The 16,007-nt window shown below is 47.7% G+C and carries 16 protein-coding genes; 5 read left to right on the top strand and 11 right to left on the bottom strand.

All coding sequences use genetic code 11. The features are described from left to right. Nucleotides 1-12 precede the first annotated feature (12 nt). The 4 genes from M0415_RS06585 to M0415_RS06570 form a co-directional block, all read right to left on the bottom strand. Nucleotides 13-186, bottom strand: a complete 174-nt coding sequence (locus M0415_RS06585) for a YezD family protein (protein WP_249554857.1) — start codon at nt 184-186, stop codon at nt 13-15. A gap of 84 nt (nt 187-270) precedes the next feature. Next, on the bottom strand, nt 271-906 hold the full coding sequence (locus M0415_RS06580) for an alpha/beta hydrolase (RefSeq protein WP_249554859.1): 636 nt from the start codon (nt 904-906) through the stop codon (nt 271-273). Nucleotides 907-1,407: 501 nt separating this feature from the next. Further along, entirely contained in the window at nt 1,408-2,358 is a 951-nt protein-coding gene (locus tag M0415_RS06575) for a GGDEF domain-containing protein (RefSeq protein ID WP_041412662.1), read from the bottom strand. A 196-nt stretch (nt 2,359-2,554) separates the two neighbouring features. Beyond that, nucleotides 2,555-3,421 (bottom strand): LysR family transcriptional regulator, encoded by an 867-nt coding sequence (locus M0415_RS06570; RefSeq protein ID WP_011717358.1) that lies wholly within the window; start codon nt 3,419-3,421, stop codon nt 2,555-2,557. 100 nt (nt 3,422-3,521) lie between these two features. Here M0415_RS06570 and M0415_RS06565 point away from each other — a divergent pair, with 100 nt between their 5' ends. After that, nucleotides 3,522-4,634, top strand: coding sequence for an NADH:flavin oxidoreductase/NADH oxidase (locus M0415_RS06565; RefSeq protein ID WP_011717357.1), 1,113 nt, complete (start codon nt 3,522-3,524; stop codon nt 4,632-4,634). A 138-nt stretch (nt 4,635-4,772) separates the two neighbouring features. On the opposite strand, the gene M0415_RS06560 is transcribed toward M0415_RS06565, so the two are convergent. Both M0415_RS06560 and M0415_RS06555 read right to left on the bottom strand, forming a co-directional pair. Further along, entirely contained in the window at nt 4,773-6,563 is a 1,791-nt protein-coding gene (locus M0415_RS06560) for a DUF3413 domain-containing protein (RefSeq protein WP_011717356.1), read from the bottom strand. Between the two features lie 66 nt (nt 6,564-6,629). Further along, complete coding sequence (locus M0415_RS06555) at nt 6,630-6,848, bottom strand: YejL family protein (protein WP_011622981.1); 219 nt, start codon at nt 6,846-6,848, stop codon at nt 6,630-6,632. A gap of 77 nt (nt 6,849-6,925) precedes the next feature. Between M0415_RS06555 and yejK the strand changes: the two genes are divergently transcribed. Continuing rightward, the gene (yejK, locus tag M0415_RS06550; RefSeq protein ID WP_011622980.1) at nt 6,926-7,954 is read left to right on the top strand and encodes a nucleoid-associated protein YejK; all 1,029 of its coding nucleotides are present in this window, start codon (nt 6,926-6,928) and stop codon (nt 7,952-7,954) included. Nucleotides 7,955-8,092: 138 nt separating this feature from the next. On the opposite strand, the gene M0415_RS06545 is transcribed toward yejK, so the two are convergent. Next, on the bottom strand, nt 8,093-9,094 hold the full coding sequence (locus M0415_RS06545; RefSeq protein WP_249554861.1) for a cytochrome-c peroxidase: 1,002 nt from the start codon (nt 9,092-9,094) through the stop codon (nt 8,093-8,095). 582 nt (nt 9,095-9,676) lie between these two features. Here M0415_RS06545 and M0415_RS06540 point away from each other — a divergent pair. Continuing rightward, complete coding sequence (locus M0415_RS06540) at nt 9,677-10,552, top strand: 6-pyruvoyl trahydropterin synthase family protein (RefSeq protein ID WP_086904215.1); 876 nt, start codon at nt 9,677-9,679, stop codon at nt 10,550-10,552. Nucleotides 10,553-10,620: 68 nt separating this feature from the next. Beyond that, nucleotides 10,621-11,532 carry a M23 family metallopeptidase gene (locus M0415_RS06535; RefSeq protein WP_249554863.1) on the top strand — a complete coding sequence of 304 codons (912 nt, stop codon included), beginning with the start codon at nt 10,621-10,623 and terminating at the stop codon, nt 11,530-11,532. A 70-nt stretch (nt 11,533-11,602) separates the two neighbouring features. On the opposite strand, the gene M0415_RS06530 is transcribed toward M0415_RS06535, so the two are convergent. From M0415_RS06530 to M0415_RS06520, 3 genes are all read right to left on the bottom strand, one after another. Then, the gene (locus M0415_RS06530) at nt 11,603-11,863 is read right to left on the bottom strand and encodes a DUF5062 family protein (RefSeq protein WP_011626406.1); all 261 of its coding nucleotides are present in this window, start codon (nt 11,861-11,863) and stop codon (nt 11,603-11,605) included. 235 nt (nt 11,864-12,098) lie between these two features. Then, a complete protein-coding gene (locus tag M0415_RS06525) occupies nt 12,099-12,707 on the bottom strand; it encodes a VOC family protein (protein WP_249554864.1) in 609 nt (202 codons plus the stop codon). A gap of 83 nt (nt 12,708-12,790) precedes the next feature. Beyond that, complete coding sequence (locus tag M0415_RS06520) at nt 12,791-13,306, bottom strand: L,D-transpeptidase family protein (RefSeq protein WP_086904218.1); 516 nt, start codon at nt 13,304-13,306, stop codon at nt 12,791-12,793. A 157-nt stretch (nt 13,307-13,463) separates the two neighbouring features. Between M0415_RS06520 and M0415_RS06515 the strand changes: the two genes are divergently transcribed. Then, complete coding sequence (locus M0415_RS06515; RefSeq protein ID WP_249554866.1) at nt 13,464-14,333, top strand: ion transporter; 870 nt, start codon at nt 13,464-13,466, stop codon at nt 14,331-14,333. 78 nt (nt 14,334-14,411) lie between these two features. Here the strand turns inward: M0415_RS06515 and ppx are convergent, their stop codons facing one another. Next, nucleotides 14,412-15,968, bottom strand: coding sequence for an exopolyphosphatase (gene ppx / locus M0415_RS06510; protein ID WP_249554868.1), 1,557 nt, complete (start codon nt 15,966-15,968; stop codon nt 14,412-14,414). Between the last annotated feature and the right edge of the window lie 39 nt (nt 15,969-16,007).

Raw genomic sequence — 16,007 nt, 5'->3', positions numbered from 1 at the left:
TAAATTTCGTTTTTATTTCGACGGCGTAACTTGGTCTAAACGAATTTTTTCTTTCTTTTCTAATTGCACTAATTTCCCATGGTGAAAGGTTAATTCCACTGTCCCAAACTCAATTCTACCCAGTAGTTTTTCTAAACTATTGATGAGCGAGGGGATCACGGTTTGTAGATCTTCTTTGGTTGCCATATCAGTCCTTATGTAAGTAGTTTTTGACAACGTAATTGGAATTATAATCAAATATTGATAACTAAAAAGTTATATTTAGCGATTTTATATTCCTTTATGTGATAAGCATGCCTTTTGTGTGTTTGAGTTTGCGAGCTCGTTAGGTTGGATCTGAGCTGCGCTTTCTATTTGGTAGATAAGATTACCAATAAGTACATCAATGAGGGGCCACTGCCCATGTCCTGAATCGACATTAATGTGGCCACTCAAGCCTAAGTTGATTGTTGGAAATCCAAATTTTTTTGCCAGTTTTGCAGCTTGATTGAAGGGCATCCAAGGATCGTTTTCACTAGCAATGACAAGCCCTGTGACACCTAATGGCTGTGTTGGCAACAAGTGTTTGATTGTTTGAGTGCCATCGTGTTCAGGCAGAATGTGTCCATTCTCAGAAAATCGTGCTGGTGATGCTGGCGCGACTAAAATAGCTGCAGCTACCCGCTGCGGGTGGCGAGCAATTGCCAAGCTTGAGGCTAAGCAACCAAAGCTATGGGCAAGGATGAGAATTTCACCTTCGATTTGATCGATTGTGCAGCAAATTGCATTAGCCCAGATATGAATTTTAGGCTCCAATAGTGGTAAGTCATTGACCCATATCGTTGATTCATATTTCTGTGCAATCCAACTTTGCCAATGCAAGGGGCCGCTGCCACCAAACCCTGGCACAATTAATAAAGTTGCCATATTCCATCCTCCAAGATGTGAGTTTATTAAGGGAGCCAAATGACGACAGGGTGAAGCCAATGTGACTCGTACTCTGACTATAACTACAAATTTGGTTATTAAAATTTTTATATGTAGTTCATTTTGGAATATGAGATATATTTAGGATCTAAATTCAATGAAGGAAGGTCTCTAGTCAAATGGAAGGCCAAGAGCTAAATAACCACAAACTTGATTAGAGGCGCTAGCATGGTAGGACTTTGCCATGCTCAAGCACCTTGAGGTAGTAATGTGTATCCTTATGGGAGCCAATTAAAGAATATTTTTAACTTAACTCCGCATATTAGATAATCTAATGCTAAGTAGCTGTCTTGGTATGTATGAATTATCTTTATCTAACTCACTTAGGGGCAATAGGTATTTAGCTGCACGAATAGTTATACAGTCAGTTCGGATTGGCATTGTTGCTATCTCATCACAAGTCTTACACCAATCATAAATGGACTAACTTTATTTGTATTGTTAGACCGCATCACAGACTTGATTTCTACCTGCTCGCTTGGCTTGCATCATGGCCTGATCGGCATTATTGAATAGGGTTTCCAAGAGGGTTTGTGCCTCATCGGGATGATTGATTTGAGGCAAGACCAAGGATGATATGCCAAAGCTTGCTGTGCAGTGGATGCTGTGGCCGTTAAGCTGTAGTGGCTGCGTATCAAACCCGTGTCGAATTGACTCCGCCACTTGCCATGCTTGCTCATGGTGAGTGTTGGGTAAAATCAGCCCAAACTCTTCGCCGCCTAAACGAGCAAGAATATCATTTGTTCTCAGTTTGGTTTGCGTCAATCTTGCGATATGGATAAGCGCCGCATCACCCATCGCATGGCCCCAGCGGTCGTTAATCCGCTTAAAGTGATCAATATCGAACATGATAAAGGCCAGTGGTTGTGCTGTTTGTTGCGCAATTTGGCGACCGAGATTGAAAAAAGCCCGGCGATTATAGAGTTGGGTCAGTTCGTCAGTGTCGGCAAGGCGCTCGGCCGTGGATTTTGCCTCTATCAGCGCTTGCTCCATTTGTTTGCGTTCGGTGATATCGGTGGCGATTTCGATTCTAACTAATCGGCCATCGGTCCAATGAATGGCTTGATCGCGACATTGGTACCAACGGCCATTTTGGGTGTTTTGAAACTCCCACACATGAACGCCAGCAGGATTTCCCTTTTCATCCAATAGTTTAGGGTTAGTACAAAATTGACAAGGCGAGTGTTGTGCCGATTGCAGCACTTGATAGCACTTTTTACCTTTTGCCTCACCCCAAACCGATACACCGTAGTCATTGAGATAGAGTAAATCATAGGTATCTAAATCAGAGACATAAACCAGCGCATCGAGACTATTTAAAATAGTATCAATGGCTTGACTATGGTTGGTATCGGAACCCGTTTCGGCGTGTTGTGGGGCAATTTTTGTCATGGTTCGCAGCCGTGCAATTAAAGGGAGTACTAACAACATGGGGTACTATTTATAGATGCTAATATAACCTATAAATATAAATCTGTCCGATATTCAATTAATTATGTTGTTCTAAAATGGCTAGATTTCTATTACTAGGCATTCACTTTGCCTCTTTAACGCCTTTCGCCGTGACATTTCAACCTGTCGGTTTAAGTTAAATCTGACTTTTTAAGTAATCGATGGCCGTTTGTGCTCGGCGGGACAAAGGCCACTCGGCTCTGTGGATCAACCAAATGGTGTCCACGACTTGGCTGCCACACTCAACCACATAGATTTCCTCTTGCCGTTCAAAGGCCTTACGGGCATAACGTGGGATCACGGTAAAGCCGAGTCCCTTGGCGACGGGTTCCAAGATTAAGCTTATCTGATTGATAAAACCTTTACAGGGGATCTCTTGGATGCCAGGACTCCCTGGATATTTGCGGCTCAATAAACGGGTGGCCATGGCTTCGCCATCGGGGTGGGAGATAAATCCGAGGCGCTGCAAATCTTGCCAACTGGTAATTTTCTGCCCCGCAGGCACAACCAACTCGAGGGGCTCTTCGGTAAAATGGCTGCTGCAAATACTGGGATCCGACGGCTTAAACGTCACCATCCCCAGCTCATGTTGATTAGCGAGAATGGCGGAGAGGATTTCATTATCGGGGGCAAAACGATGATGAATTTTTAGCTGCGAAAACGCCGTTTGTAGCTGTAAAAGCAAGGGGTAGAGGGTTAAGCCAATACTGCCAGGGGTGATAAGGCTAATCTCGCCAATATGGGCATCGTCTTGAATGAGTTTTTGCTGTAATCGCTTCTTGGCGCAGTCTATATCGTTGACGTAACTCAACAAATGCTCACCAATGGGAGTGATTTCGAGTTGGCGGCTACGGCGCAAAAATAGGGTGCCGTACTCTTCCTCTAAGCGACTGATATGCTGGCTGACCGCGGCTTGGGTGATACCTATGGCTTCGGCCGTGCGGGTAAAGTTTCCCTTTTCCACTAACACTGCAAAGGTATTGAGCCATTGTGGATTTATCATAACGAAATCTTATAGAACCTATAATATGGTGATACTTTTAATTATGGCACGTTCGTTTTAGTCTGTCCTCATCTAGTTAACCCATGGTTAGGACTGTCAGATGACCCAGCTATTTTCTCCTTTCAGATTAAAAGATATCACGCTTAAAAACCGCATTGCCGTGGCACCTATGTGTCAGTATCAGGCTCACGACGGGCTGAGTAACGATTGGCATCAAGTACATTACACTAGTCTCGCTCGCGGCGGCGCAGGTTTAGTGGTGGTTGAGGCGACGGCCGTATCGCCTGAGGGACGGATCACCCCGCGCTGCTTAGGATTGTGGAACGAGGAACAAGCGGCAGGTTTGGCCAACATCGCCTCGGCGATTAAAGGTGCTGGCGCGGTGGCGGGGATCCAAATCGCCCATGCTGGTCGTAAAGCCAGTGCCAACATTCCTTGGGAAGGGGATGACCATATTGAAGGTGACGAAGGATGGCAAACGCTTTCGCCATCGGCCGTGGCATTTGGTGCTAACCTTGGCAAAGTACCAACAGCCATGACGATTGACGATATTCAACGTGTGAAAGCCGATTTCGTTGCAGCGGCCAAGCGGGCGCTCGAGGCAGGGTTTGAATGGTTAGAGTTGCACTTTGCCCACGGTTATTTAGCGCAAAGCTTCTTCTCGACCTATGCCAACCAACGTACCGATGAATACGGTGGTGATGCACAAGGGCGAGGCCGTTTTCTTATCGAGACGGTTGAGGCGGTGAGGGCGGTTTGGCCTGAACATTTACCGTTAACGGCGCGCTTTGGGGTGATTGAATTTGATGATAAAGACGAGCAAACCCTGAGTGAGTCCATCGCCTTGGTGAAGCAATTTAAGCGCGCTGGTCTCGATATGCTTAACGTCAGTATTTGTTTTTCAACACCTACGGCCAATATTCCATGGCGCCCGGCTTTTTTGGCGCCTATTGCCGAGCGAGTGCGTCGTGAAGTGGGTTTCCCGGTGGCAACGTCATGGGGCATGGATAATCCTCACCACGCAGAGCAAGCGATTCAAGATCAGCAAATGGATTTAGTCATGATAGGTAAAGCGTTCTTGGCTAACCCTCACTGGCCGTATCAAGCGGCACAAACCTTAAAGGTTTCGCGTCCATCTTGGGTGTTACCTTCATCCTACGCCCATTGGTTAGAGCGTTATTCCACCGTGAAGGCGGAATCATCCATAGATTGAGCTAGTTCTTAGCCAAATAAAAAGCCCCACGATGAAGTGGGGCTTTTTGTTTATTGTTTATTTTTTTCTCGTTTTAATCCAAGCTTTACTGGGAGCAATAACGACCTGTAACGATTGGCTCGCCTAGTAACTCTCTACTTAATGATTATAGAGGCGACGGCCTTCTCGCATCACTTGGATAAGCTCGGGCGCACTCATCTTCTTATGCAGTCTGTGCTCAAAGTTTTCATCGTAAATGCGGTATTTACCATGGCGGTCGATGACGGTGATTTCCGACTGTTGGTAAATGGCAAATATGCGACTGTCACCGATGTAAATCCAGGTCTCTTGGCTCGGTTGCAGTAGGCTACGGCCCGCGCTGTAGTCAGTGGTGTTATTGGTGCAACCTAAGATATGGGTCATCAAGGTTGGCACTACGCCATAGTGACTGGTGCGGTATTTAACCTTACTGGCGCCGACATTCGGCCAATGAATAACCATAGGCACTCTGACACTCTCGGGAGACAAATTGCGCTGGGCTTCATCGCTGTTGCTGGTGAATATCTTGCCGTTAACGCCAGTGATCACCACTAAGGTGTCGCTGGGCAACTCACTCACTATCGCTTGGATTTGTTTATCAATAAAATTCAACGATTGGCGATATTGGTTAAATAGCACCTTTTGTGCCGGTTTCAAATTCGCATCGGCCTTAACGGTTTCGATGCCAAGGAAGCCGACTGGGGTATCAAAATTCTCTGGCGCCTTCAGGTTAACGAGGGCGAACCATGGGCTCTGTTGCTCGCTTTGCCACTGCTTAAAATGGCCTACGCTGCGTAAATCCGCATCGGCACTGCCATTGGTTTCTTTGGCAATGACGGGGGTAAAGTCATTAAACATGGCCTGCGCCGAGCGCAAATTCAGATTGGTTTCGGGAATAAATAAGCCAAGTTGGTAACCCGCCTGTCTAAAGCTTTGGGTCATAATGGGGCTAGTGCTATTGAAGATACGCGCATCGCCATAGCTGCCTTGCAAGCCATAGAGCAGGGAGAACATGCCGGTTCTAAATTGATTGCCGCCACTGTAATGCTGAGTAAAGCTCTGATTCTGCTCAGTGTATTGATGCAAAAACGGCATGGTCTTAGCGTCCACCATGTCGGCACGTAAGCTGTCGATGGTCAGCATTAACACATTGGGTTTGCTGTCGGCCTGGCATTGTAGTGGCTGTGTGGGGTAGCTGAGCGTGCTGGTCGCATGATTGGCTTCATCATCCGATTGTGAAGAGCCATCAATCCCATGGCTTTCCATAAAGGAGCGCGCCGTGGCAGGGTACGACAGTGGATAAGTATCATCGAAACGGGTAATTTCGGTGATATCGGCCGCGTCGGCCCAAATGTGGATCAAATGGCTGCTGACAAAACACACCCCAATCAGGGTAATAACCTTATTGCCAAGATTTAGCTTTTGGATTTTCTCAATCCGTTTCCACAAGAAGTTGGCCGCCGTTAGCTCAATCACCAAAATGGCAATCGGCGTGACAATATAAGAGGTTCCGTGGAGCAGGGCATTTAAATCGGCCCAGGCTAAGTCGAAGGCGAAGGGGCTCAAGTGCATACCATAATCGGCATACACTATGGTGTCGTACAATAAGATACACAGGCTTAAGGTGGCGATAACTGCCGCTAAGCCCCTTAAAATCTTGGAATAAGGCAAGATTAAGGTCAGCGGGAATAGGCAGATCAAGTAGGCGATAAAAGCAAGAAAACTGAACTGGCCAATGGTACTGACGGCGAGGTAGCCCCAGCCAAACCAAGTTTCGGGATAACCCACACTGCTCAGATAGCGTGTGCCGACAATCATAGCCAACAGGCCATTAAAGAAGGCGAACCAATGTCCCCAGTTGATGAGTCGTGACACGCGATCGCGGCTCATTTGCTTTTTTCGCTCGACCATAGTGATCCGCTTATTCCTAAAAGACGTTGTATCTTATGTTGTTTTAACGATTGTTACTCGACTAACTTAATTGGATTTCACCGATTGTGCGAGTGCTTTCGCAAATTGTTCAGCTACCGCTTGGCGAGATTCGCTTGGCACTTTGCGCTCGAGCAGGTGAGTGACACAGTTGCCCAGCGCCATCAGGCTTAAGTCAGTAGGGGCTTTGTGCTTTTCGAGTACCGCTAAAATCTCGGCGATTAATGATTCAACTTGTGCGTTTGAGTATTTCGATTGGATTGCCATAATCAAAAAATGTTTCACTTTGGAATGGATTAGCGGCATATAATAGCGGATTTATTCCAGCATCACTATCAGGGTTTATGAGTATTAACATCGAACAAGCAATTATTCACGAGATTTCCCAGGACAGTCAGGGGCAATTACGCTGCCGTTTACGTCCTCAACCTCTGCTGAACAGTCAGGCTGTCGAGATGATGCTGGAAGAATTGCATCAGACTTATACCAGCAAATCCGGCAAAGGATTTGGTTATTTTGGTATCCATGGTGATGACGGTGAAGCCAATCCCGCCTTTTCCAATGCGTTGCAGGAATACCGTGCAGGGGATTTAGGCTTCGTCGAATTTACCGGCCAAGCCAGTAAGTTGTTGCAGGAAGAGTTGGCAAAATATGATTTTAGCCAAGGCGGATTCCTGTTAATGTCCTGCTATACCAGCATGGCGAGTGACTTTCTGTTTGTGGCGCTGCTGAGTGCCAAATCATCGATGACGGTTCTCGATGATATGGAACTGTCGCAAAACAACCACTTAGATTTAAGCAATATTCAATTAGCGGCGCGTATCGATCTTACCGAATGGCAGGCCGATAAGGACTCCCGCAAATACATCTCCTTTATCCGTGGTCGAGCAGGCCGTAAGGTGGCGGACTTTTTCCTCGACTTTATGGGCTGTGTCGAAGGCGTAAATACTAAGGCGCAAAATAAGACCCTAATGAACGCGGTGGAAGATTTTGTTGCCAGCAGCGATCTGACCAAAGAAGAGCGTCAGCAATGCCGTAACAAAGTGTTTGAGTATTGTTCCGAGCGTTTTGACGAAGGCGCTGACATTGAGATCAAAGATTTAGCCGATGAGCTCGCCGACCAAGGTATGGAGTCTTTCTATGATTTTGCCCGTGGCGGCAGTTATGAGCTGGATGAAGAATTTCCCGCCGATAAATCGACCTTAAGACAATTGAAGAAGTTTTCGGGTACCGGTGGCGGCGTCACCATTAGCTTCGATGGTGGCCATTTAGGTCAGCGAGTGATTTACGATCCGATTTCCGACACGCTCTTGATTAAAGGCGTGCCCGCTAACTTAAAAGATCAGCTAGACAGACGCCTTAAGGGCGAATAAGCCGCCTTGAATAATATCGCTTAAGCTTTAGGCGTCCGCTTTTTAAGCATCCAGCATTAAACACAAAGGCCGAGGATGAATCCTCGGCCTTTGTGTTTTGCGCGAAAGCGACTTATTTGAAGTGCCGTTTAGCTCGACCTATTTGGTCGCTGCCGCAAATGGCACAGGGCGCGGCGTCGCTTTATTCGATGGCGGCAGGATTGGCAGAGTGATCTGCGGCTGTTCACCTGAGAGTGAATTTAAAAACGACACCATTTCCTTGGTTTCTTTGTCGGTAAGCTTTTGTCCTAACTGAATATCCGCCATAGTATTGACCGCTTCTTCGAGCGTCCAAACACTGCCATCGTGGAAGTAGGGATAGGTGAGCTCGATATTGCGTAGCGTCGGTACTTTAAACACATATTTATCGGCTTCTTTGCCCGTCACGCCTTTACGCCCTTCGGCAGGATTATTGGTGTGGAACGGTTTGATTAAGCCCATCTTCATAAACATAGTGCCACCGACCGCAGGGCCGTTGTGGCAACTGACGCAGCCTTTGTCCTTAAACAGTTGGTAACCCGCTTTGGCTTCGCTGCTAATCGCATCCTGTTTACCTAATAGATATTGATCGAAGGGGCTGTTTGGCGTGACTAAGGTTTTTTCGAAGGCGGCAATGGCATCGGTTAAACGATCGATATCGACTTTTTCATCGCCATAAACCTTAGCGAAGCGGGCGCGGTATGCGGGCATTGAGGCAATGGTTTCGGTGGCGAGTTCATGGGTAAAGCCCATTTCCTTCGGATTGGCAATTGGGCCTGCGGCTTGTTCTTTTAAGTCGCTGGCACGGCCATCCCAGAATTGCGCCAGCATAAAGTCGGCGTTCAGCACTGTTGGGGAGTTAATCGGACCTTCTTGCCAATGGTGGCCAATCGATGTGGGCAAGGCATCCACGCCACCGGTAGAAAGATTGTGGCAAGAATTACAGGAGATAAAGCCTGATTTCGACAGTCTAGGCTCGAAAAACAGCATCTTACCCAGTTCGACTTTTTCTGGCTCAGTGATTTTAGCTGGCGTAATCACTTCAATCGGTTCGGCAGCAACGGCGTAGTGTCCGCCTAACATGGCCATAATACTGATCGCGATAGCGGTGAGTTTTATCATCTGGTCTCTCCCTTATTAACCTTGTTTTATGTATGGTTTATGGGGCGATACTAACGGCTTAATCGCCTTAGGGATAACGCCTTGTTTCGATTGGGTCTATCGCAGTTGTGGATTAGGTTTTTGTGAGCTAATTCGCTGTTTTTGTTTGATTATCTCGGTAGGGTGAATGGTGTTTCGTTTAGCAATTTATCTGCTAATCGCGAGTATCTATTAACCAGCTTGTATTTACGCTTGTCTATTCATCGCTATTAGCTCAGTGATGGCATCCTTGACGCCTTTATCGAGATTTTTCCGCGTTGTTGGGCGGGGCGAGTGACATAAGTGCATTTTGCGTTTTGCTCACTCAGTCATCGAATGAGCCTGCGAATTGGCTAACTCATGTGCGACGCTTGTGCATTTGTTGTGTCATCCAGATAAAAAGCGCCTAACAGCGGATTCATTTGTCGCGGGGCGAGGCAGAATTGATTAGAATCCTTATTTACTGTTTGGGTAAGCTTGGTTATGGCCAAGTGAGCGTGCTCGGCCATCGCTAAGTGGCGCAATCCCTATTAAGGCGGACTGTTTTTCTGCCGAGGAGAGTCAATGCAACTGTTTGTAAAAGATTTAACCGTGATCGATTTTTCCTATCTTTGCCCCAAGCGTGGCATGGTAGGGGAAAGCTGGATTGTCGATGTGGTATTAGAAGGCGGTTTAGACGAGCAAAATATGGTGCTCGATTTCGCTAAAGTGAAACGGACCATCAAGCAGACAATTGATGCGGTGGCCGATCATCGTTTATTGGTGCCGACCGCCTACAGTGGTGTACGTTGGCAGCAACAGGGCGATCGGGTATGGATGGATTTCGATAGCGCGCTCGGTGAGATCCACTTAGCTTGTCCTTCCCAAGCTTTTGCACTCGTTCCATCTGAGCAGATTGATATTCCAAGCGTTAACGCCTTTTTACAAAAAGCACTGCGGGAAACTCTGCCCGATAATGTTGAAGGTATTAGCCTCACTTTAAGGCATGAGATCCTCAATTCGCCTTACTATCATTACAGCCATGGTTTACGTAAACACGATGGCAATTGCCAGCGGATTGCCCATGGTCATCGCAGCCCGGTTCAAGTATTTGAAAACGGCATTCCGGCACCGAAATGGGATGAATATTGGGCCAAGCGTTGGCACGATATCTACCTCGGTAGCGAGGAGGATTTAGTGTCAGTGAAGACCCTTAACCTATCGCCACAAACGCGGATCAGTGATGACAGCCACTATGGCTTCCACTATCAAGCGCCGCAGGGGGATTTCCAACTGGCCATGCCCAAGGAATGTTGTGATTTGATCCCGCACGATACCACGGTCGAATTGCTGGCCGACTATATGGCGACCACTCTAGTGGCAAAAGTGCCATCGAGCCAATTTACTGTGATTGCCTACGAAGGTGTGGGTAAAGGTGCCATAGTGAGCAAAGGTAATTAAGCCAGTCGATTTTTTTATAACGCCCTAATCTTTAGGGCGTTATTGTTTGAATAAGGATTTTTGAGAAGATGCTAAACGCCGTACCCAATGCCCTGCCTAAGTTGTTTAAAACCTTGCCGAACACACCATCACTCAGTTGTAAGGCGGCAGTCGTGTCGCTCTTAACCCTGTTTAGCTTATCGACTCAGGCGCAGGTGAGTTTTGAAGGGCAATTTGAGCAGGGCGCGTTAATTCGTGGTAAAGCGCCGGCGGGCACGCAGATAAGTCTTAACGGTGAGGCATTAAAAGTGACGCCAGATGGCCATTTTGCCTTCGGTTTTGATAGGGATGCGCAGCTGAGTCAAGAACTACGCTTGGTCTATCCCGATGGCTTAACCGAAGTCAAACCGCTCAGTGTTACTAAGCGCGAATACAATATTCAAAGCGTTAAGGGCATCAGCAATAAGATCATGAAACCCGATCCTGTGGCACAGGAGCGAGCGGCCAAAGATACGGCGCAGGTGAAAGCGGCCCGTGGCACTTTTAGCGAGCAAACGGCATTTCTACAGTCGTTTATTTGGCCATTAACAGGCAGGATCTCGGGCGTCTATGGCAGTCAGCGTATTTACAACGATGTGCCTGGCAACCCACATTTTGGTGTGGATGTCGCTGCGAAAACCGGTACTGTGGTAGTGGCGCCAGCCGATGGCGTGATTAGTTTGTCGGTTCCCGATATGTTTTATTCGGGCGGCACTATGATCATCGACCATGGCTATGGCGTGAGTTCAAGCTTTTTGCACTTAAGCAAACTCTATGTCAATGCGGGCGAAACCGTTAAGCAGGGCCAAGCCGTAGCAGAAGTCGGCGCGACAGGGCGAGCGAATGGCCCGCATTTAGATTGGCGTGTGAACTGGTTTCAAATGCGCCTCGATCCGACAACCATAGTGCCATCTATGGCGACTGTGCTGGCGGCGGAAAAAGCGCAAAAAGTCGCGAAGTAACTCCCGCGACTATCTCTTATTTTCACACAGGGCGCCCAATTATTGGCGCCCTGTTTTTATGTTTGAGCGCTTATTGCAATAACGGGTGATCCGTCGGCAGATGGCGGATGATCCACAGTACCAGCTTATGCTTCATATTCGGGCCATCTTCCTTATCTTTGGCTAAGGGTTGGATCAAATTATCGGTCACTAAAAGCCGATAAATACATTCCACCTTATCCTTGGGCGACACACCTTTATCAAAGTCGTCAAAACCACGTTTTTTGGCGTAGCCGATACCAATCTCCAAAGCGAGTTTGAGTAGCTGTGCTTCATGCTTGTGGGGTTTCATGCGCTGCATCCTTATGGATATCACGGGAAGCCCGCTGGCATTCCCGTGGTCGATAACACAAAACTCGATAAAACCTAATGGTGAATCAAAGCGTTAATAGTCACAAACTAAACTATTTCCACCTTTATTGTTGCTGACTTTTTCTCAAACTGCCTGTTTTGTACAGGCGATTGTCAGTAATTGGTATGGGGCTCACACTCCCTGCGAGAAGGGCATAAATGGATTGCGGTTTCCTTTAGTCCTGTTCGCTGGCGATAACTGCTTTAATGCTGTGCGGATGGATTTTGATACAGACATCGGCTTGTTTAAAGGCAATGGTGGGGTTGGCTAAACGTTCTTTATCACCCTTGGGCGAGCTGAATTTCACTTTTATCGGCGCTGCGGTTAAGGATGCCGCTTGTCCTTGGAGTAAGTGCACAAGTGATGGGCTCAACTGAGCCAGCTCTTGGCTTAGGCCGTCGCAGTCCTGTGCCGTCGATGGCAGTACCAGTTCGATATGCTCCCAGCCTTCTTGTGGATAGAGGGTATCGCCTGGATAGGGCAGTTCGACGCAGTCAATGCTAAAGCTGCCTAATTTTAGGGGCTTATCCAGTTCGATGATAAGGATCGTACGGCCATTAATTTGATTATCCGAGATGATCCGCCCGCGTGCGCTAAAGGCCTGCTTGAGTGCATCGGCAGCTGCGATGCTGTTCACTCTCAGGGCAACATGATCGCAATGCAGCGCCTTGTCCGCTAAGCCTAATTTGCCAAGAAACGTGAGGATCTTCGCCTCAAACTCTGGCCATGTCTGTTCTAAGGTGGCGTAGCCGAATACCGTAGCCTCTGTCGTGATTGTTGACATAAAACATCCTTAAAGCGGGGAATACAAATAAAAACGCCCATTTGACTGGGCGTTGAGTCGCATAGGCTAATCAAGCTTAGCGCTTAGGGCCAAATCTCGATGGGCGTGCCTTCATCGACGGCTTTCCACACTTCATCCATCTCGGCGTTGGTAATGGCGATACAACCGTCGGTCCAGTTGTATTGCTGCGCCTGCTCGGGCGAGAGAGGTGAACGAGGGTTCTGGCCGTGGATCATGATCATGCCGCCCGGGCGGATCCCCAGCGCCTTGGCTCTTAACTTATCTTCTTCATTGGGATAAGAAATATGGATCGATTTGTAATAGGCGCTATCGGATTTTTTGTAGTCCAGAATATAACGGCCCTGCGGCGTACGTTGGTCGCCTTCAGTCAACTTGTGACCCGTTGGCAAGTCACCCATGGCAATACGATATTGCTTGAGGATTTTGCCGTCCCTTAACAGCGCCATATTGGACTCAGACTTAGTGATCACCACTAAATCGACTTTACCTATACCCGATGAGGCGAGCACTTGGGGTGAAATCAGTGCGGCGAGAGTCATGGCCACAGTAATTGTTTTAGTGAGTAGGGGTACGCGCATGTCTTCCTCTAAAAATGACGCAGATATAGGTTTTTCGCGCATCATACCGCAATTTTATGTCTATGTGAGTAGATAATTTTGAGCTAGTGGCAATTGCATGGCAGACTTTGGGGATTTGGAAAAGATAACGCTTTTTATCGCAAGGAAGTTTTCCCCTATGTCAGATCTGTCGCCTGAAAAACCAGACACCGAAAGTCCATTAAAACGCCAGCTACGCATCATTATTTTTGGCACTGATACGCCCGCAGGGCGCTACTTCGATATCGGCTTAATGGTCTGTATTGTGCTCAGTGTTGCGTTGGTGTTTCTTGACACAGTTGAAGCGTTTCATCGGGATTATGGGCACATTATTCGGGTGTTAGAGTGGGTGTTTACGCTAATTTTTACCGTTGAATACGGTTTGAGGCTTTATTGCGCGACCCATCCAGTACTGTATGCCCGCAGTTTTTATGGGTTAGTGGATTTATTGTCGGTACTGCCCAGTTATCTCGCGCTCTTTATTCCTGGAGCAAATTTTACCTTAGTGATTCGTGTGCTGCGACTTTTTCGGATTTTTAGGGTGCTTAAATTACTGCGCTACTTAAGCGAGGGTAATTTGCTGCTTAAGGCGATGATGCAATCTAGCCGTAAAGTGTTCCTATTTTTCTTTTCGGTGAGTTTAATCATCATGGTATTAAGTGCCGTGATGTATGTCGTTGAGGGGCCTGAGAATGGCTTTAGCTCTATTCCTAAGTCAGTATATTGGACTATTGTGACCATCACGACGGTAGGATACGGAGATATCACGCCGAAAACCGAACTAGGCCAAGCGATTGCCGCATTTACCATGTTGCTGGGTTACTCCATTATTGCGATCCCTACGGGCATTTTAACCGCGGAAATTTCCCAAGAAGCGGGACGGCATAGGGATCTGCGTACTTGTAATCAATGCCATAAAATGGGTCATGATTTAGATGCAACCTACTGTAATCGCTGTGGTTGTGAGCTTGATAAGCTCGAAGCGCCCCACGGGAAAGGGGATAAGTAATTGGAGAGTTTTGCATCCCTTAGTGCGTTAACGGCACTAAGGGATGAAGGGGCGGAGAGATGAGAAAGGACGAAGAGATTAGCTGGCGACGGCGTTCAGCGTGTCGTCTTTTACCTCGAGATTTTTATCCTGATTCAGCCCAAGGCTAGAGACTAAACGCAGCTGCATCCCTAAAGCCGCCATCTGTTTTTGTTCACGCTGCAAATCTTTCATAAACAAACTGATTTTACGTTTATGGCTGGGTAGCACTAGCATGAGCCCATCTGGAACCACTTGGATTTTCTCAAGCACTAGGGCTTTGGCTATTCGGCCTAAATGCACTAACACCGCCAAGCGCAGCAGACAGGCGAGACGAATGAGGGTGAGTTTGTGGCTAGGCTCTAATTCGGCCAGTAGCAATTCATTGGGTTTCTTACGATGGTTGGCAATCAGTCTGGCTAAATCCTGTTGCAGCGCCTCGCTAAAACCGGGTAAGTCGCTGTTGCTAATGATATAAGCGCCGTGTTTATGCAATGCCTTTGAGTTAATGTGCAGCCCTATCTCATGCAAGGTGGCGGCGTAGGACAGCAAACGTGCATGGGGTCTTAATCCCCATTCATCGGCGACTTGTTCAAACAGCGCCATGGCGGTGTCCCGCACTTTGGCCGCGTGGGGCATATCCACATGGTAAAGCTGGGCAATACTGTCGACCGTACGGTGGCGAATATCTTGATACTGACCGATTTTCGCTAATTCATAGAGTACGCCTTCGCGCAGGGCGCCAGGACTAAATTCCAATTGCTCAATGGGTAAGCGCCTAAAAAAGCTGATTAAAATGGCAAGGCCAGCGGGTACGAGCGGTGTGCGTTTATCATCGACATTAGCAAAGTGCACTTGGCTGATGTGTCCGCACTTAATCAGTTTCAGCTTTAATTGTTTGAGGCGGGCGAGGGTGACGATTTCATCGCCATGATCTTCCTGAATCGCTTCGCAAATGGCTTTGACTGTGCCTGAGCTGCCAAGCACTAAGTCCCAATCGCCGCTGAAATATTCTTTTGAGAGCGAGGCAAATTGTTTATCGGCGGCGCTTTGGGCTCCGCGAAATGAGGCTGGCGTGATTTGCCCATCGATAAAAAAGCGCTCGTTAAAACTCACGCAGCCACAGCGCAGGCTCGATAAATGGGTGGGGGTATTTTTTTGCCCGAGGACCACTTCGGTCGAGCCGCCACCAATGTCGATCACGATATTGCGTTTACCAAGCACTTGGCTTTGGGCAATGCCGTTATAGATGAGGCGCGCTTCCTCGTGGCCAGAAATCACCTCCACCGGATAGGGCATGATGCTGAGCGCCGCTTCAATAAACTGCTCACGGTTTTTGGCCACCCTTAGGGTGTGGGTAGCGACTAAACGCACCTGGGCTTGGTCAAGGTTGGAAAAACGCTGATTAAAGTCCCGCAGGCAATTGAGGCCGCGCTCGATAGCATCCACGCTGAGGATGTTCTGCGCATTGAGGCCCGTCGCTAACTGAACTTGTTGTTTTTCTTTGTGCAATATTTGCAAGCTGCCGTCTTGCTCACGGGCGATAACCAGATGAAAACTGTTTGAGCCCATGTCGATAGCGACAAAGTGTCGCGGTTGTGAATGTGTGGCAACCAATCGGATTATCCTTAGGCAATCGAGACGATGATAAAGCCA

The sequence above is a fragment of the Shewanella sp. 10B genome, assembly GCF_023475885.1.
Lineage (GTDB): Bacteria > Pseudomonadota > Gammaproteobacteria > Enterobacterales > Shewanellaceae > Shewanella > Shewanella mangrovisoli.
Note: the sequence above shows the minus strand (reverse complement) of the source record. Positions and strands in the feature narration are given on the sequence as shown.